This is a genomic window from Ferrovibrio sp., assembly GCF_046297595.1.
GTDB lineage: Bacteria > Pseudomonadota > Alphaproteobacteria > Ferrovibrionales > Ferrovibrionaceae > Ferrovibrio.
Genome location: NZ_JBKBHT010000003.1, coordinates 395509 through 413350, shown reverse-complemented (window position 1 = coordinate 413350; position 17842 = coordinate 395509). Strand labels below are relative to the sequence as shown.

Genomic DNA, 17842 nt, shown 5'->3' with positions numbered 1-17842 from the left:
AACGATGCGGCTGAAGACCTTCCAGGCAGCGACGATGACCGAGGCGATGGACCTCGTGCGCCGCAGCCTGGGCGAGGATGCCATCATCGTCTCCACCTACAGCCACCGGAACGGTGGCGGGGTCGAGATCACGGCGGCCGTCGAACAGCACAACGAGGACGACTTCGCCACGCCCGAGGCCCAGGCCCTGCGCTACGGCCAGGGCAACGGCCGGCTGTTCGTGCCCGACGAGGATTTCGCCGGCGGTTCAGAGCAGGTGGGCGAGCTGATCGCCGGTGCGCTGGCCTGGCATGGCGTGCCGCAGCGCGTGGCCGAACGCCTGACCGAGGCGGCCCTGCGCGTTGGCCTCGACGATCCGCTCGGTGCGCTGGCCGAGGCGCTGGACGAGGTCTATCGTTTTCCCGGCCTGAGCAGCGACAACCGCCCGCTGATCCTGATCGGCCCGCCGGGCAGCGGCAAGACGATCGCCAGTGCGAAAATCGCTGCGCGCTGCGTGATGGATCGCCGCCCCGTGCATGTGGTGTCCTGCGATGCCAGCCGCGCCGCCGCCGGCGAGCAACTGGCTGCGCTCTGCCGTGTCATGGCCACGCCCTTCGCCGAGGTCGCCGATGCCCGCGAACTTGGACGCGTGGCTGACGATACGCCCGCCGATGCCAAGCTGGTGATCGATACCGCCGGCGTGAACCTGTTCGATGCCAGCGAACGCAAGACGCTGAAGGCGCTGATCGATGCCAGCGGCGCCGAGCCGGTCGCCGTGTTCGCTGCCGGCACCGACGCGATGGAAACCGGTGAACTGGCCGGCCAGGCGGTGGCGCTGGGCGCGCGGCGTTATATCGCCACCCGCCTCGACACCGCCCGCCGCCTCGGCGCGCTGGTCACGGCTGCCGACCTGGGCGGCCTGGCCTTTGCCGATGCCGGCGCCTCGCCCTTTGTCGGCCAGGGTTTCCTGCGCCTCGATCCGCTCGGCCTGGCGCATCGCCTGCTGGCCGATCCCGATGCGCTGGCCGCCGAGGCCGGCGCTGCTGCCGCTTCCGCCCCGAAACCCGCCGTCTTCAAGGCTGCCGAATGACCGTGACGACCATGACGCCGACGACACCGCCTCCCTCCGCCGCCCGTCCGGCCCGCCATCCGGCCGCCGCCCTGCGCCAGCCCAACATCGTGGCGGTCGCCTCGGGCAAGGGCGGCGTGGGCAAGACCTGGCTTTCCGTCACGCTGGCGCACAGCTTCGCCCGCCAGGGCCAGCGCGTGCTGCTGTTCGACGGCGATATCGGCCTGGCGAATGTGGACATCCAGCTCGGCCTGATGCCCGACCGCGATCTGGGCAGCGTGATCGCCGGACGGTTCAGTCTGGCCGACGCGGTGATGTCGTCGGAGGCGGGTTTCGACATCATCGCCGGCAAGTCAGGCTCGGCTTCGCTGGCCACGCTGGACCAGGCGGCGCTGAGCGGCCTGCGCGACGAACTGGCGCAGCTGGCCAAGAGTTACGACCGGGTGGTGATCGATCTGGGCGCCGGCGTCGACGCCGTGGTGCGCACCCTCTCGGCGATTGCCGGCATCACGCTGGTGGTGACCAACGACGAGCCCACCGCGCTCACCGATGCCTATGCCTTCATCAAGCTCACCCGCATGGCCGACCGCAATGCCGATGTGCGCGTGGTGATCAATATCGCGCCGACCACGCGCGAGGGCGAACGCACCTATGCCAAGCTGAACAAGGCCGCTGAGAATTTCCTGAAATACTCGCCGCCGCTGGCCGGCGTCATCCGGCGCGACGACAAGGTGCGCGATGCGATCCGCAACCAGGTGCCGCTGCTCACCCGCCATCCGATGTGCGAGGCCGCCGAGGATATCGAGGCGCTGATGCACGGCCTGATGGGCGCGCCGCAGCCGGCGCCGCTCTGAAGCATTTCATCGCGGACGGAGCAGGCGCGTGAGCGAACTCGGTCCGCTGCTCCCAAAACCGCCGACGCCGCCGGCCGGCAATAGCGGCGGATCGACGTCGCCCGCTCCGGCCACGCCTGCCGCCGCACCGTCGGCAGCGGAAGGCGCAGCGGTGCAGACCGCGGCGGCCGTGACCCAGCCGGGCGGTTCAGCGCCTGCGCAGACCCAGCCCCAAAACCCGGCGCAGGCCCCGGCGCAAACGCCGACGCAGACGCCTGCCCAACCACCCGCACAAACGCCTACGCAGGGATCGTCGCCATCGCCATCCACCGTTCTGAAAGACACGGCGGCGGAAATCTCCGCTTCGCTGCGGGAGCTGGCGCGCGGTGGCCAGGTTGATGCCACGGTGATCGCGCGCGATGGCCAGGCCCTGCTGGTGCGCACCGCTGCCGGCAGCACGCTCAGCCTGCCCAATCTGGCCAGCATGCTGCAGCAGGCCAATGTCGCCATACTGAATGCCGCGCTGAAGCTGCAGATCGACCCCGAGAATCCGCAGCAGGCCACGCTCACCGCCGTCAACGGCAAGCCGCTCGCGCTGCCCCTGCCCGTGCAGGTGCAGCCGCCCACTGCCGCCCAGCTCGCGCTTGCCGCAGCCCCGCCGCAACCGGCGACCGCCGCCGCGCCCGTCTTGCCGCAGGCGGGCCAGACGCTCACGGCCACCGTGCAGCCGCTGCCCCTGCCGGCCAATGCCGCCGCGCAGGCAGGCTTGCCGCCGGGCAGCCAGGTGCAGGTGATCGTGCAGACCGCGACTTTGCCGTCTGCGTCGCCGACCGCCGCGCCAGCATTGCCGGCCCAGGCGCAACCGACTCAATCGCCTCAGCCTGCTGCGACACCGACCATTCAGCCGCCTGTCCCGCAACCCAGTTCGTCTCCGCAACCCGCCGCGGTGCCATTGCCAGCTCAGGCAGGCCAACCGGCGCCGGTTCCTGCCAGTCTGCCTTCGGCGATGGTGGCGCAGATGGCGGTGCAGACATCACAGGCACCGATCCAGACAACGCTCCAGGCTGCGATTCAGGCAACGATTCAGACACCGGCTCAGAATCCGCTGCAACCGCAAGTGCCGATGCAGCCGCCGTCACCGATGCCGGCGGGTGCACAGTTTCCCGTTCCGCAGGGTCCCGCGTCGCCCTTGTCTATGGCACAGGCCATACCTGCAAGCCTGGTGGGGCAGACGCTCACCGGCATCGTCACCGGCCAGTCGCAGACCGGCCAGGTGCTGGTCAGCACGCCGCAGGGCGTGCTGGCGCTCAGCCTGCCGCAGCCTCTGCCGCCGGGCACGCAGCTCGCACTGGAACTGGCCGCCATCACGCGACCGCCGCCGCCGACACCCACCGCGCTTGGCCCGGCGCCGCTGGCCACGGTGCTGACGCGCCTGCAGGGCGAGTGGCCGGTGCTGCAGCAGACCCTGGATGCGATCCGCGCCGCCGATCCCGCGCTGGCGCAAAGGCTGCAGGCGGAATTGCTGCCACAGCCCAACGCGCGGCTCGCCGCCACGGCGTTGCAGTTCATGGCCGCCGCTGCCGCCGGCAATGCCCAGGCCTGGCTCGGCTCGGAGGCCGTGCGCAAGCTGGAGCAACAGGGCCGGCAGGACCTGCTGCGCCGCCTGGATGACGATTTCCGCGAACTGGGCCGGCTGAACCAGCGTAGCGGCGACAACGACTGGCAGGCCCTGGTGATGCCGATGCTGATCGGCGGCAAGGTCGAGCCGATCCAGATCTTCATGCGCCGTCGCCGCGACCGCCGGCAGCAACAGCAGCAGACCCGTTTCATCATCGACTTCAATCTGGAAAGCACGGGGCCGATCCAGTTCGACGGCCTGGTCGGCGTGAAACAGCTCGATCTGGTCCTGCGCAGCGAAACCGCTTTCGGCCCTGCCTTCCGCATGGATGTGAGCGCGATCTTCGAAGAGGCCCTGGCGATCACCGGCATGGCGGGATCGCTGCATTTCCACGACCGCGAAGCGCCGCTGCCCTGGCCCAGCCCGGAACTGGAAGCCAGGGGCCCCAGCACCGAACTGAAAGCCTGACGGTAACCGCGTCGCAAGAAACGGATGGCTTTCGCCGTCCCGCCGCGCTACATGCCCGCATGGCCGGGAGAACTCTCAATCTGGATGGCGTTTCGATATGACCGGACGCGTTTGGCTGCTGCTTGGCGTATTGTCGCTGCTCTGGGGCGGCTCGTTCTTTTTCATCGGCATCGCCGTGCGCGAATTGCCGCCGCTGACCATCGTGGCATCGCGGGTCGCACTGGCCGCCCTGGTGCTCCTGCCGGCGTTGCATCTGATGGGACAGCAGCTGCCGCGCGAACGGACGATCTGGCTGGCCTTCTTCGGCATGGGCCTGCTCAACAATGTGATTCCCTTCACGCTGATCGTCTGGGGCCAGAGCCAGATCCCCAGCGGCCTCGCCTCGATCCTCAACGCCACCACGCCGATCTCGACGGCCATCGTCGCGCATGTCTTCACCAGCGACGAAAAGCTCACGGCCAACCGCATGCTCGGCGTCCTTCTTGGCGTAGCCGGCGTTGCGGTGATGCTGGGGGCCGACCTGCTCGGGGGTCTGGGACAGAATATCGCGGCCCAGGCTGCCTGCCTGCTCGCGACCTTATCCTATGCCTGCGCCGGCGTGTTCGGTCGCCGCTTCCGCCGCATGGCGGTGCCGCCGCCGGTCACCGCGGGCGGGCAGCTCATCGCGTCCACCATCATGCTGCTGCCGCTCGCCGCGCTGGTCGACAAACCCTGGGCTCTCGCCCTGCCGGGCTGGCCGGTGCTTGTCGCGTTGCTGGCGCTGGCGGTGCTGTCCACCGCTTTGGCCTATGTGATCTTCTTCCGCGTCATGGCGGCGGCCGGCAGCAACGTCAATCTCGTGACCCTACTGGTGCCGGTCAGTGCCATCCTGCTCGGCGTGCTGGTGCTGGGTGAAACCCTGCTGCCGCGCCATCTGCTGGGTTTCGGCATCATCGCGCTGGGCCTGCTCGCCATCGACGGGCGGCTGCTGCGCTGGCTGAAGGGCAGGGCGGCCTAGCCCGGCAGGTCGCCCGGTCTTTCCTGGCGGCGGCGGAAGCCCTGCAGGCCGGCTTCGTCCATCTCGGCCTGCTCGCGGCGCTCCTGTTTCTGGCGTTCGCGCCGTTCCCAGTTCTCGAGCACCAGTTCGTATTTTTTCAGCTCGCGGAAGGCGGCATTCACCTCTTCCTGGGCGGCGGCGATGCGGTCGATCACTTCGTCGCGCGAGACTTCCACATTGGCGCGACGCTCGCGGTTCATCTTGCGGTAATTGGCGAAGCCGAAGCTGGAATCGTAATGCAGCGTGGCGACATGGCGCTCATGCTCCAGCTCCTGGTCCAGCTTGTCCATCTGGCGCTCGAATCCGGCGCGCACGATTTCCAGGTCGACCACGGTGCGTCGCCGCTCGTCGAGCCGCCATTTCCACAGCCGGATCAGTCCGTCCACGCCGCGCATGGGTCAGATTCCGCTTTCTACTGGGCGGCCTGCTGGCCGCCGCCTTCCTCGCCGAGGAAGATTTCGGCCAGACGGGCATAACCCGAGGCCAGGTCGGCGCGTTCGGCCTTCTGCTGCTTGAGGAAAGCCTCCAGCAGCGGCTGGTAGCGGATCGCCTCGTCCACCTTGGGATCGGAGCCCATGCGATAGGCGCCCAGCCGGATCAGTTCGGCCATGTCGTCATAGGTCGCCATCAGCTGCCGCGCGCGGTTCACCAGGATGTTCTCGTCCTCGGTGTTGCAGCCCGGCATGGTGCGCGAGATCGAGCGCAGGATGTTGATCGCGGGGTAACGGCCGCGTTCGGCGATGGCGCGTTCCATCACGATATGGCCGTCGAGAATGCCGCGCGTGGCATCGGCGATCGGCTCGTTATGGTCGTCGCCATCCACCAGCACCGTGAACAGCCCGGTGATACTGCCTTCCTCGGTGCCCGGCCCGGCCCGTTCCAGCAGGCGGGGCAGTTCGGCGAAGGTGGTGGGCGGATAGCCCTTGGTGGTGGGCGGCTCGCCGCCCGACAGGCCGATCTCGCGCTGGGCCATGGCGAAGCGGGTGACCGAGTCCATCAGGCAGAGCACCTGCTTGCCCTGGTCGCGGAAATATTCCGCCACCGCCAGCGTCATGTAGGCGGCCTGGCGACGCACCAGCGCCGGTTCGTCCGAGGTCGCCACCACGATCACGGTGCGGGCCAGGCCCGACTTGCCCAGATCGTCCTCGATGAATTCCTGCACCTCGCGGCCGCGCTCGCCGATCAGGCCCACGACGTTCACATCGGCCTCGGTATAGCGCGCCATCATCGACAGCAGCACGGATTTACCCACGCCGGAGCCGGCGAAGATGCCCATGCGCTGGCCGCGGCAGCAGGAGATGAAGGTGTTGATCGCACGCACGCCGAGGTCGATTTTCGCGCCGACCCTTTTGCGGGAATTGGCCGGCGGCGGATTGGCGCGCAGGGGATAGGGCCGCGTGCCGTTGACCAGCGGCGGGCCGCCATCCAGCGGACGGCCGAGGCCGTCGATCACGCGACCGGCCCAGCTGATATCGGGATAGACCACCGGCTGGTCCTCGCCCACCACGGCGCGGCAGCCCAGGCCGACGCCGTCCAGCGAGCCATAGGGCATCAGCAGGGCGCGGTTCTGGCGGAAACCGACCACTTCGCATTCCACGTCGCGATGGTCGCGTGCCTGCACATGCACCCGCGAGCCGATGGACAGATGCCGCTCCACGCCGGCTACTTCCACCAGCAGGCCCTGGATCGAGGTGACCCGGCCGGTGAAACTCACATCCTTGATACGCTCGAGGTCCATCAGCAGGCTGTGCATGGCGCGCCTTTACGGGAATACGAAGCCGGCAGATTAACGGCTGCGGCCTTAACCGCCGGTAAAGCTTCCGATTCCCGGCTGGATCGATACCCTTTGTATTTTGCCAGTTTAGCCGGATTTTCAAGCCGGGTCAGGCGCCGTTTTTCCTCGTCCCGGGGCCTGTGGACAAATCCGTTAACTTTAATCGTTAACAATGGTAAACTATTTCGAATCGGGGCGGAAAAACGCCAAACCTGGTGCCCGGCCGGTGGGGCCGGACCCGAGAAAAGCGTGGGGGTGCCATGCGGGTGCTGCTGATCGAAGACGACGCCGCGATGGCCAAGAGCATCGAACTGATGCTCGGCGCCGAGGGCTTCAACGTCTACAAGACCGAGTTCGGCGAAGAAGGCCTGGATCTCGGCAAACTGTATGACTACGACATTATCGTGCTCGACCTGAACCTGCCCGACATGCACGGCTATGACGTGCTGAAAAAGCTGCGGGCGGCCAAGGTCAACACCCCGATCCTGATCCTGTCGGGCATGGGCGAGGCCGACAAGAAGGTGAAGGGTCTGGGTTTCGGTGCCGACGACTACATCACCAAGCCCTTCAACAAGGACGAGCTGGTCGCCCGCATCAATGCCATTGTCCGCCGCGCCAAGGGCCATTCCCAGTCGGTGATCCAGACCGGCAAGCTGACCGTCAACCTCGACGCCAAGTCGGTCGAGGTCGAGGGCGGCCGCCTGCATCTCACCGGCAAGGAATACGCCATGCTGGAGCTGCTGAGCCTGCGCAAGGGCACGACGCTGACCAAGGAGATGTTCCTCAACCATCTCTATGGCGGCATGGACGAGCCCGAGCTGAAGATCATCGACGTGTTCATCTGTAAGCTGCGCAAGAAGATCGCGTCCGCCACCGGCGGCGACAACTATATCGAAACCGTCTGGGGCCGCGGCTATGTGCTGCGCGACCAGGTCGAGCCGGTGGCCGCCGGCGCCAAGCGTGCGGCCGGCGTCCGGTAAGTCGCGACGGATGGGCAACAAAAAAGCCGGCCCTGAAGGCCGGCTTTTTTGTTGCCCGATTGTCGGGGCGATTACTGTTTCACTTTGAACACCAGCGAAGCATTGTAGAAGGTGCCTTCCACCTCGCTGCCGGCATCCTTGGCGAAATGGCTCACCTCCAGGCCGGCGAAGCCGCGCTTCGGCACGGTCACGCTGGCCTTGCCGTCCTTGCCGGTCTTGATCTTCTCGGCCTTGGCATCATGGCCGAGGAAGATGTCGGCCACCAGGTTGGCATCGGCCAGCGGCTGGCCCTTCAGCAGCACCAGAACGGTGAGTTTGTCGCCGGGCTTCAGCGTGGCCGGATCGGCCTGCGGCACGATCTCCAGATCCATGCCCAGCGGCGTGGCGAAGGTCGCCACCGGCGCCAGATAGGTCTTGGGCATCTTGTAGGACGACCCCGCGATGGTTGGATTGGCCACGGTGCCCTTCGGACCGTTGTTCCATTTGCCGTCCTGGCCCTTGGCCCAGTATTTGTTGTCGAAGAAGGCCGCCACCAGCGCGGCATTGCCGGCCGGTTTCACGGCGGCCGATTCCGTCATGCGCTCGACCTCGGCCGGCACCAGCTTGCCGGCGCCATCGAAGGCCCAGGCCTTGGTGACGCGGGCCGGATCGTAGACATCCAGGTCGCCCGGATCGCCGTTGTTGATCACCAGCTTGCCGGCCTTGTCGGGTTCGATCCACACCGAATGGGCGGCAGCGGGCTGCGCCAGACCAAAAATCAGCAGGCCGGCGGCCAGCAGGAAAAGTTTCATCATCATCTGTCCTTTCATGGATGAGGCATGGGGTAATCAGAATTTGATCGACAGCGAGGCCACGGCGCTGAGCGGCTCGCCCGGCACCACGCGCAGGGGTCCAAGCGCGCGTTCGTAATATTCGGTGTCGAACAGATTGTTGATGTTGAGCGACAGCTTAGCCGCCTCGGTGATTTTGTAGAAGGCCAGCAGGTCCACCTTGGCATAACCGGGCATCAGGAAGCCGTCGTTGCTGCTGCTGCCGGCGCGGTCGTCCACGGCATTGACGCCGCCGCCGAAGCCGAAGCCCTTCATCGGGCCATGCAGGAATTCATACACGCTCCAAAGACCGAAGCTGTGCATCGGGATGTTCTGCAGCCGCGTGCCCACCGCGATGGTGGTGTCCTTGGTCACCTCGGCATCGATATAGGCGTATCCGGCCACCACCCGCCATTCCGGCAGCAGATTGGCGGTCAGGTTCAGGTCGAAGCCCTTGCTGCGCACCTCGCCGGTCTGGATATAGGTGTTGCTGTCGGCCGGATTGGTGGCCAGCACGTTCTTTTTGGTCAGATGGAACACCGATGCCGTGGCGCTGAGCCTTTTGTCCAGCAGTTCGGTCTTCACGCCGGCCTCATAGCCCAGGCCGGTTTCCGGCTCGAACGGCTGGTCGCCGGCCGCCGTGGTGAAGCCGGTATGGGAATCCATCACCGGGCGGAAGGATTTCGCCACGCTGGTATACAGGGCCAAATCGGGCACAACCTTGTAGGTCAGGCCGGCGCGCGGACTGAAGCCCTGACGCGATTGCGGCACGCTTTTGCCGCTGACGCGGTTGGCGAAATCCTGTTCATACCAGTCGGCGCGGAAACCGAGCTGCGCTTCCAGCTTTTCGGTCAGGCTGATCTGGTCCTGCAGATACAGCGCGTAATTGTCCGATGTATCTTTCAGGTCGCTGACCGGATTCAGCGTCGCCGAACTCGGACTGTAGACCGGATTGTAGATGTTGATCGAATTGACGTTGGCGCGGCTGAATAACTCGCTCGATGTCGCACGCTCGTATTCCAGGCCGGCCAGCAGGGTATGGCCGATGCCGCCGGTTACCAGGTTGCCCACGGCCTCGAACTGCGTCGTTGCGCTGTGCCAGGTGTAATCGCGCAGGGCACGGCGGCGTGTCAGCACGCCTGTCGTTGCGTTGAGCGTGTTCGGTTCGGTGGCATAACCATACATCGAGCCGTTTTTCGCCTGTACGGCTGCGCGCAGGGTCCAGTCATCGCTGACGTCATGCTCCAGTCGGGCCGAGGCCATGTAGTTGCGATTCTCGATCCTGCCATCGCTCGGCTCGCCCAGAAAGCGGCTGATCGGGATCACACCCAGCTGGCCGTTCACCGCCACTACGCCGCGGTCGAACACGCGTTCGTCGTTGATCGCCTCGGCCTCGATGGTCAGCCGATTGTTGCCGTTGGGCTGCCAGGTCAGTACGGGGGCAAAGAACTGCCGCTCAGAATCGACATGGTCGCGGAAGCTGTCGCGGCTTTCGATCGCCAGGTTGGCGCGGCCCAGCAGCGACTTGTCGTCATTCATGATCGCGTTGGCATCCACCGTGCCGCGATACAGCCCATAACTGCCGATGCTGCCCTGCAGGATGGTGAAGTTTTCCGTCAGCGGTTTCTTGGTCACGATATTGACGAAGCCGCCGGGATCGCCGCGACCGTAAATCGAAGCCGAAGGACCGAGCAGCACATCGACCTGTTCGATATTGGCGGAGTCGGAGGTGGCGTCGTAACGCCGGCCGGTGGTGAAGCCGTTCTTGGCCGAGTTCGTCGTCTTCAGGCCGCGCAGGTTCATCTCATAGAGATTGAGGCCGCCGAAATTGTTGCCCTTGGAAATGCCGCCCACGTAATCCAGCGCCTTTTCCACGTTGGTCGCGCCGGTGTCTTCCAGCAGTTGCTTGGGCATTGCCACCACGGTCTGCGGCACGTCGATCAGCGGCGTGTCGGTCTTGGTGGCGCTGGAACTGCGCGGCGCGCGATAACCTTCGGTTTCGTCGGCCGGCACGGTTCCCTGCACGGTGACGGGCGGCAGATTGACGGCATCGGTTTGTGCGGTCTGGGCCAGGGCCATGCTGGGCAGGGCGATCAGGGCCAGGCCGAGCAGGCCGGGCCGATTAAAGATTTGAGATTGGCTCATTTTCCCCTCAGGTCTTCTTGTGCAATTCAGTCTGGATCGCAATTTATGCCTGTAATGTTATAATATAACAATACTCAGGCAACAAAAGAGGCCGGACTCAGGAGGGGCGGATAGGCAGAATCATCGTCATGGCGGTCTCGCGGCAACGCAGTGGCACGTCACCGCGGGCGCATGTCAGACCGGGGCTGGTCACCCGGCCGAAACATCCATCGGAATCACCCCGCCCGACGTGCCCGCGTATGACCACGGCTGACGGCAGGTCTCCTGGCTTGCGGGTCGTCGCGTTCCGTCGGCCTTCCCGGTGCGAGACGCGCCAGTGGCCATGACGACAGAAAACTCGCCGCTTACAGTTGCGGGGGCAGCCACGGCATAGGGCATGTAGCCCGCACCGCGTTCCCTGTTAGGCCCGAATGGGCACCGTCGCGGCGGATGCTAGGAGATTGCTCCGGGTCCGGTCAATGACGACGACCGGAGATTCAGCGTGGCGTGCTTTCAGCGTCTGGGTGCGTCTGGCCAGAAGCGCACACCTTCGCGGGCCAGGCCGCCCGCGACGCCCATCGGCGTGCCATCCGCGCGCCAGCAGGCCGCACCTTCCAGGCCGTTGCCCGCATTCTCCGGTAGGAAGCGGATTGCATTCATGCCGCCGCCCACATGCGGCACCGGCAAGATGTCGTGGCCGAAACCGGCCAGCGCATCCCGTGTAGCCTGCGGAAAACCGTCCTCCAGCTCCACCATCTGGCCCTGGGTCCACAGGCGCGGCGCTTCCACCGCCTGTTGCAATGTCATGCCATGGTCGATCAGGTTGACCAGGGCCTGCATGGCCGAACCGAAGATGCGCAATCCGCCGGGCAGGCCCAGCGCGTAGACCGGTTTGCCGTCACGCAGGGCCATCAGCGGTGCCTGCGAGGTGGTGATGCGCTTGTTTGGTGTCACCGACAAAGCTTTGCCCGGATGCGGATCGAACAGATACATGTAGTTGTTCGGGATCACGCCGGTGCCGGGCAGGATGAAGCGCGCCCCGAACAGGCTGTTGATGGTCTGCGTGCTGGTCACCACATGGCCATCGGCATCGGCCACCGTCACATGGGTGGTGTTGGCCGACTCGCCGGCGGCCACGCCGGCGCTCCAGCTTTGCGCCCTGTGCCGGTCGATCTTCGCGCGCCGCTCGGCGGCATAGGTTTTTGAGATCAGTTTTTCCACCGGCACGTCGACGAAGGCCGGATCGGCGGTGGCGGCGGCGCGGTCGGCGAAAGCGATCTTCAAAACTTCGGCCAGCAGATGCAGCGCCTCGGGCGAGCCGAAACCCAGCCCGCCGATGTCGTACCCTTCCAGGATGTTGAGCATCTGGATCACATGCACGCCGCCCGATGAGGGCGGCGGCGGGCCGACGATCTCGAATCCGCGATAACTGCCGCGTACCGGTGCACGTTCAACGGTGCGATAGGCCAGAAGGTCATCGCGGGTCAGCCAGCCACCAGCCTTCTGCATTGCGGCCACGATGGCATCGCCCAGCGCGCCGCCATAAAGAGCTTCTGCACCTTCTCGCGCGATCAGCTTCAGCGTCTCGGCATAGCCGCCTTGCACCAGTCTCGCGCCGGCCCTGATCGGCACGCCGTCGGGCAGATACAGCCGGCTGATCGCCGGATCGCGTGCCAGGTCGGCTGCGCATTCTGCCACGCATTCGGCCAGATAGGGCGTGACGGTGAAACCGCGTTCGGCATGGCGGATGGCCGGCTGGATCACATCCTGCAGCGGCAGCCGGCCGAAGCGCTGCAGCGTCTCGCACCAGGCTTTCAGGTTGCCGGGCGAGGCCACGGCTTTTGCACCCACGGCATTCTCGCGGCCTTCGGTTTCCAGGTAATCCGGTCCGGGCGTATCGCTCACCGGGCGATAGCATTCGGCATGACTGGCCAGCGGCGCGCTGCTCAGGCCATCGATCACGGTATGGCGGCCATCGGGCAGACGAAGATGCGCCATGCCGCCGCCGAAGATGCCCACCATCATCGGTTCGACCACAGTGAGGGTGAACAGCGCGGCGATGGCGGCATCCACCGCATTGCCGCCGGCTGCCAGCATCTCGATGCCGGCCGCCGAGGCCAGCGGATGGTTGCTCACCACCATGCCGCGACTGGCGGTGGCGGGTTGTTTCTGGCAGTGGAAGAACAGCGTCATGGCATGCAGCACGCGCGGTTCATGGCGCGAAGTTCAGCGTCAGCGTCGTCTCGTTCGCCTCCGCCGCCACGCTCAGGTCGCTGGCAATGGCCAGCAGGCGGGCATAGCGCGCCATGGCCGGTGCGGGCTCCTGCGACCAGTCGGCTTCACCGCCAAAGGCGGCGGCCACGCCATCCTGCCAGCGCAGCATCGAGCCTTCGGCACGAATCGCCCAGCCTGCGCCGGCGCGCGTGAGGCTGAGCGTGCCGCCGCGCGGCAGGGCCTGACCCGCGAGAGCGAGCCCCAGCAGCAGGGCCTTGCCCAGCGGCTTGGGCAGATCGACATTCTCCTGCGGCAGAACAAGGCCCAGCCGGCCGCCGGCAAAATAACTCTGCGCCACGCGGCTGATCTCGCCCAGCGCCATCGGATCCTGCACGCCGCCCGAGGCGCCCAGCGCCAGCCGGAAGAAGGCCAGCCGGCGCGCGGCGTCGTTGGCCGATTGCGCGATCAGGCCGATGGCTTCCTCGCGCATACCCGGATCGGTTTCCTCGGCCAGCAGCTCGACGCCGTTATTCACCGCGCCGATGCTGCCCGCCAGATCGTGGCACAGCCGTGAACAGATCAGCGCGACCAAGTCGAGCGTTTCGGTAGTGGCCATGGCTGAATTCTCCGGCGGCGGGCGGTGGCGGTGGGACTCCGTCCTGTCTAAGATGTCTGCGGCAGGCAATCAACCGCAAGCGAGTCCTCATGCTGGCCCCTTTTGCGCCCGGCGACTGGGTGAAAAACCCGCTGGAACCCGAATGGGGGCCGGGCCAGGTGCAGTCAGCCATCGGCAGCCGCGTGACGGTGAATTTCCTGCATGCCGGCAAGCGCCTGATCAATACCGACCAGGTGATGCTGCGCCCCGTGAATGCCCCGGAAGACTGATGCCGGCCGATATCGCACAGCTTGCCCCGGCAATCCTCGCCCTGGCCCGCAAGGCCGAGGCCGCTATCATGGCGGTCTATGCCACAGCCTTTGAGCAGCGCGCCAAGCAGGATGCCAGCCCGGTCACCGATGCCGACGAACAGGCCGAGGCGATCATCCTGGCCGGTTTGCAGGCGCTGACCCCCGATATTCCCGTGGTGGCCGAGGAACAGGCCGCGCGCGGCGAGACCCCGGATGTCGCGGGTAAAAACTTCTGGCTGGTCGATCCGTTGGACGGCACGCGCGAATTCGTCGACCGCAACGGCGAATTCACCGTGAATATCGCCCTGATCGACCATGGTGCACCGGTTCTGGGTGTGGTGACCGCACCGGCGCTTGGACTTGCATGGCTTGGATACGGTGGCAAAGCCTGGCGCCATGAAGGCGATGTGGTCGCGCCGATCCGCGCGCGACCAGTGCCCTTGCGCGGCGCGCATGTGCTGGTCAGCCGCAACCACATCGACCGCGAGGTTGCCGGCTGGCTGGCGCAGCAGCCTGATGCGACCCGGCAGACGGTCGGCTCGTCGCTGAAATTCTGTCGCATCGCCGAGGGCGGCGCCGATCTCTATCCGCGCTTCGCCTCGATCTCGGAATGGGATACGGCGGCAGGACAGGCGGTACTGGAAGCAGCCGGCGGCGCGGTGGTCACCTGGCAGGGCGAGCGCCTGCTCTATGGCAAGCCGGGATTCCGCAATCCAGGGTATCTGGCGCGCGGCGCGGTTTAGGCGATCGCCACGTCGATCAGGATGGCGGCGTAATGGCATGCAGCCGCCGCCAGAACGAAGACATGCCAGATCGCATTCTGAAACGGCAGGCGTTCCCACAGATGGAACAGCACGCCGATGCTGTACAGCCCGCCGCCCACCATCAGCAGGACCAGCGCGGCCAGCGATGCACCGTCCAGCAGGGGCTGGAAAGCGGCCAGCACTGTCCAGCCCAGCAGCAGATAGGCCGCCACCGATACGCGTTCGAAACGCAGGGGGAAGAACAGCTTCACGGCCACGCCGGCCAGCGCGATGCTCCACACGAAAGCCAGCAGGGCAATGCCCCAGATGCCGCCGATCACCATCAGGGCGAACGGCGTATAGGTGCCGGCGATCATCACGAAGATGGCGGCATGGTCCAGCCGGCGGAAGCGCGCCTTCAGCGCCGCATGGGTGGTCATGTTGTACAATGCAGAACAGCCCAGCATGGCGAGCAGGCCGAAGCCATACAGCGCCAGGCTGACGGCGCGCGGCAGGGCCGGGTCGAGCAGGATCATCACGACCAGCGTAGCGCAGGCACCCACGGCAAAGGCCAGGCCGACCAGATGGACGACGGCATCGGCGATGTATTCGGCGCGGCTGATGCGGCGCTGCATGCGGGCCTCCTGAAATCAGGCGACCAGCTTAAAGCGATAATTGCGGCAGCAGAATGACGAAACGCGTCAGCGGCCTAGGTCGTCGCGTGCCAGATCGTCGCGGGCGCTCGCAGGCGTGGGGGCTACGCCATGCTGTTCGGCGAAGCGCAGCAGTTGTTCCGGCGTCAGGGCATCGCGGGCCGCCAGGTGGCCGCGCAGGCGCGTCGCGCGCAGGCGGCCCTGCAGGTTGGCGATTCGCGCGGTCTGGCCGTCCAGGCGGCCGGCATCGATGTTGCCTTCGGCGAAGGCGCGTTCCAGCCGGCGTTCCTCGGTCAGGATTCGGCGGGCCAGGGCCATGGTCTCGGCTTCCAGCGCGAGCTGGAGCTGGCGGATCTGCTGGCGCTGATCTTCATTCAGGCCAAGCGATTCCGCCATCTGCAGCAGGGTCTGCGGCGCCGGGAACAGGTTGCTCTCGGCGCGGCTGTGGTCGTCGGTCTGCAGGGGCACGATGATCGCCGCCGTGGGCGGAATCGTGGGGATGTCGGTGTCGACCACCTGCTCTGGCGCAGGCTGGCGGCCGATCGAACCGAGCGCAAAGCCGGCAGCCAGTGTAAGGCCGAACGCCAGGGTGGCGATCAGGCGGCGCGTCATGAGCGTCTCTCCAAGAATTTCTGCGCCGCAGGCGACAGGACGAATATGGGTCCCGCCGGAATCGGCAGTAAGCGCAGAATAGGGAGAACGATCCTAACTGTCGGTGACGGTGATCACGTCGGCGTCGGGCGGATCGGCATAAAGCCGGTTCACATCCGCGTGACGGCGCTCCAGCACGGCGCGCTGGTTGATATAGCCCTTGTCGGTGATTTCGTTGGCATCGATCGAGGGCGGATCGTTCAGCAGCAGAACGCGCTGCACCTTCAGCGATGAACCGCCCTGCGATTTGTTGTGCGCGCGCAGTTTTTCGGCGATCTGCCGGCGCAACTCATCTGGCGCCATGTCCTTCGCTGCCGCCGTCGGCCAGGCCAGCAGGCCGACATAGGGTTTGTCGGGGCCGGTCACCACCGCATCCTGCAGCAGCGGCGAACAGGCGGCGATGGCCGCCACGCGCACGCCGCCCACATGCACCCAGGTGCCGGTGGTCAGCTTGAAATCCTCGGCGATGCGGCCGTCGAACACCACGCCACGATTGAGGTCGTCAGGGTCGACCAGCTTTGCGGCATCGCCGATGCAGTAGAAGCCTTCATCGTCGAAGGCCTGCGCGGTCTTTTCCGGGTCGCCCAGATAGCCCGGCGTCACGTTCGGGCCTTTCACGCGCACTTCCAGCTTGCCGCCCGAGGGCGTGAACTTCAGTTGCACGCCCGGCACCGGCACGCCGATCACGCCGGCGCGCTCGATGGGGAAATGCGCCGCCGTCACCATCGGCGCGGTTTCGGTCGAACCCCAGCTCGAGGTCATGGTCACGCGTTTGCCCAGCGTGCGGATCGACAGCGTCTCCAGCCGCGCCCACAGATCGGGCGGCAGGGCGGCGCCGGCATAGAAGATCAGCCGCAGGTCGCCGAAGAAGCGGCGGCAGAGCTCCTCGTCGCGTTCGAGATACGGCAGCAGCATGGCATAGCCGGCAGGCACGTTGAAATAGACGCTGGGCGAGACTTCGCGCAGGTTGGCGATGGTCTTCTCCACCAGGCCCGGCGCCGGCTTGCCCTCGTCGATATGCAGCGTGCCGCCATGGCGCAGCACCATGTTGAAATTGTGGTTGCCGCCGAAGGTGTGGTTCCACGGCAGCCAGTCGAGCAGCACCGGCGGCTTTTCCTGCAGGAAGGGCCAGATCTGCGTGATGGCCTGCTGGTTGCTACTCATCATGCGGTGCGTGTTGATCACGCCCTTGGGCAGGCCGGTCGAACCCGAGGTGAAGAGATATTTCGCCACCCAGTCCGGCACGATCTGCGCCAGCCGCGCATCGACGGCCGATGTCGCGCCGGTGTTCAGCAGGTCCTTCAGCACGGTGCCGCCGGCACCGTCGGAAGTCACCACCTCGACGCCATCGAGATTAAGGCTGGCCAGCACCTTGGCGAACAGCGCGCCCTGTTCGGCGAAGATCAGCTTCGGCCGCACCAGGTTGAAGATGTGATGCACCTTGGCGAAATCGCCGCTCATCAGCGAATAGGCCACCGAGATCGGCGCCACCGGCACGCCGGCGACAAAGCCACCCAGCATCAGCAGGGCATGGTCGATGCTGTTGGCCGACAGGATCATCACCGGCGCGGTCTGGCCCAGACCGCGATCCAGCAGGGCCTGGGCGATGCTGCGCGCCGAGGCCCAGGCCTGGGCATAGGTCACGCGGCGCCAACTGCCATCCGCCTGGCGCTGGGCGATGAATACGGCATCGGGTCGGCTTTCCGCCTGGGCCTGCAGCACCAGGCCCATATGGCCTGGATAATCGCTTAAGGGCTCTTCGGAATGCAGGATGAAGCCGCCATCCGGGCGGTCGGTGCGGCGGATGCGCGGCGTGGCCAGGGCCAGCGGCAGGAAAGGCGGTTTTTCGCCCTGCTGGATCATCGGGTTTCCTCCCAGAAACCATTTTATGTTGCCGCCATATTTGTAAGGCAGCGTTACAATATTGGGGCCATCATAGCGTCTCGCGACCGCCGCACAAGAGGGAAAAGAAAAGGCCCGGACGA

At 66.1% G+C, this 17842-nt stretch carries 16 protein-coding genes and 1 riboswitch; of the genes, 7 read left to right on the top strand and 9 right to left on the bottom strand.

Features of this window, described 5'->3' with window-relative positions; translation table 11 throughout:
* Window positions 1–4: 4 nt before the first annotated feature.
* The 4 genes from ACK4FJ_RS10920 to ACK4FJ_RS10905 all read left to right on the top strand — a co-directional run bounded on the left by ACK4FJ_RS10920 (window position 5) and on the right by ACK4FJ_RS10905 (window position 4964).
* Window positions 5–1069: a hypothetical protein gene (locus ACK4FJ_RS10920; RefSeq protein ID WP_409766303.1), complete on the top strand. Its 1065-nt coding sequence runs from the start codon at window positions 5–7 to the stop codon at window positions 1067–1069.
* Window positions 1066–1902: a MinD/ParA family protein gene (locus ACK4FJ_RS10915; protein WP_409766301.1), complete on the top strand. Its 837-nt coding sequence runs from the start codon at window positions 1066–1068 to the stop codon at window positions 1900–1902. The genes ACK4FJ_RS10920 and ACK4FJ_RS10915 overlap by 4 nt, the downstream gene beginning before the upstream one ends.
* A 28-nt stretch (window positions 1903–1930) precedes the next feature.
* Window positions 1931–3967 (top strand): hypothetical protein, encoded by a 2037-nt coding sequence (locus ACK4FJ_RS10910; RefSeq protein ID WP_409766299.1) that lies wholly within the window; start codon window positions 1931–1933, stop codon window positions 3965–3967.
* 97 nt (window positions 3968–4064) lie between these two features.
* Window positions 4065–4964, top strand: coding sequence for a DMT family transporter (locus tag ACK4FJ_RS10905; RefSeq protein ID WP_409766297.1), 900 nt, complete (start codon window positions 4065–4067; stop codon window positions 4962–4964).
* Here the strand turns inward: ACK4FJ_RS10905 and ACK4FJ_RS10900 are convergent.
* Window positions 4961–5398, bottom strand: coding sequence for a hypothetical protein (locus tag ACK4FJ_RS10900; protein WP_409766295.1), 438 nt, complete (start codon window positions 5396–5398; stop codon window positions 4961–4963). The genes ACK4FJ_RS10905 and ACK4FJ_RS10900 overlap by 4 nt on opposite strands.
* A gap of 17 nt (window positions 5399–5415) precedes the next feature.
* The gene (fliI, locus tag ACK4FJ_RS10895) at window positions 5416–6741 is read right to left on the bottom strand and encodes a flagellar protein export ATPase FliI (protein ID WP_409766293.1); all 1326 of its coding nucleotides are present in this window, start codon (window positions 6739–6741) and stop codon (window positions 5416–5418) included.
* A 296-nt stretch (window positions 6742–7037) separates the two neighbouring features.
* Here fliI and ctrA point away from each other — a divergent pair, with 296 nt between their 5' ends.
* Window positions 7038–7757: a response regulator transcription factor CtrA gene (ctrA, locus tag ACK4FJ_RS10890; RefSeq protein WP_409766291.1), complete on the top strand. Its 720-nt coding sequence runs from the start codon at window positions 7038–7040 to the stop codon at window positions 7755–7757.
* 71 nt (window positions 7758–7828) lie between these two features.
* Here the strand turns inward: ctrA and ACK4FJ_RS10885 are convergent, their stop codons facing one another.
* The 4 genes from ACK4FJ_RS10885 to ACK4FJ_RS10870 all read right to left on the bottom strand — a co-directional run bounded on the left by ACK4FJ_RS10885 (window position 7829) and on the right by ACK4FJ_RS10870 (window position 13520).
* Entirely contained in the window at window positions 7829–8554 is a 726-nt protein-coding gene (locus ACK4FJ_RS10885; RefSeq protein ID WP_409766289.1) for a DUF4198 domain-containing protein, read from the bottom strand.
* A gap of 30 nt (window positions 8555–8584) precedes the next feature.
* Window positions 8585–10711, bottom strand: a complete 2127-nt coding sequence (locus ACK4FJ_RS10880) for a TonB-dependent siderophore receptor (protein ID WP_409766287.1) — start codon at window positions 10709–10711, stop codon at window positions 8585–8587.
* Between the two features lie 236 nt (window positions 10712–10947).
* Window positions 10948–11148, bottom strand: a riboswitch (cobalamin riboswitch).
* Window positions 11149–11203: 55 nt separating this feature from the next.
* Entirely contained in the window at window positions 11204–12895 is a 1692-nt protein-coding gene (gene ggt / locus ACK4FJ_RS10875) for a gamma-glutamyltransferase (protein ID WP_409766284.1), read from the bottom strand.
* Window positions 12896–12902: 7 nt separating this feature from the next.
* Window positions 12903–13520: a histidine phosphotransferase family protein gene (locus ACK4FJ_RS10870; protein WP_409766282.1), complete on the bottom strand. Its 618-nt coding sequence runs from the start codon at window positions 13518–13520 to the stop codon at window positions 12903–12905.
* Window positions 13521–13609: 89 nt separating this feature from the next.
* Here ACK4FJ_RS10870 and ACK4FJ_RS10865 point away from each other — a divergent pair, with 89 nt between their 5' ends.
* On the top strand, window positions 13610–13789 hold the full coding sequence (locus ACK4FJ_RS10865) for a DUF3553 domain-containing protein (RefSeq protein ID WP_409766280.1): 180 nt from the start codon (window positions 13610–13612) through the stop codon (window positions 13787–13789).
* Entirely contained in the window at window positions 13789–14553 is a 765-nt protein-coding gene (gene cysQ / locus ACK4FJ_RS10860; protein ID WP_409766278.1) for a 3'(2'),5'-bisphosphate nucleotidase CysQ, read from the top strand. The genes ACK4FJ_RS10865 and cysQ overlap by 1 nt, the downstream gene beginning before the upstream one ends.
* On the opposite strand, the gene trhA is transcribed toward cysQ, so the two are convergent.
* The 3 genes from trhA to ACK4FJ_RS10845 all read right to left on the bottom strand — a co-directional run bounded on the left by trhA (window position 14550) and on the right by ACK4FJ_RS10845 (window position 17720).
* A complete protein-coding gene (trhA, locus tag ACK4FJ_RS10855; RefSeq protein ID WP_409766276.1) occupies window positions 14550–15188 on the bottom strand; it encodes a PAQR family membrane homeostasis protein TrhA in 639 nt (212 codons plus the stop codon). The genes cysQ and trhA overlap by 4 nt on opposite strands.
* Before the next feature lie 66 nt (window positions 15189–15254).
* Window positions 15255–15818, bottom strand: a complete 564-nt coding sequence (locus ACK4FJ_RS10850; RefSeq protein ID WP_409766274.1) for a hypothetical protein — start codon at window positions 15816–15818, stop codon at window positions 15255–15257.
* A 93-nt stretch (window positions 15819–15911) separates the two neighbouring features.
* Window positions 15912–17720 carry a feruloyl-CoA synthase gene (locus ACK4FJ_RS10845; protein WP_409766272.1) on the bottom strand — a complete coding sequence of 603 codons (1809 nt, stop codon included), beginning with the start codon at window positions 17718–17720 and terminating at the stop codon, window positions 15912–15914.
* Between the last annotated feature and the right edge of the window lie 122 nt (window positions 17721–17842).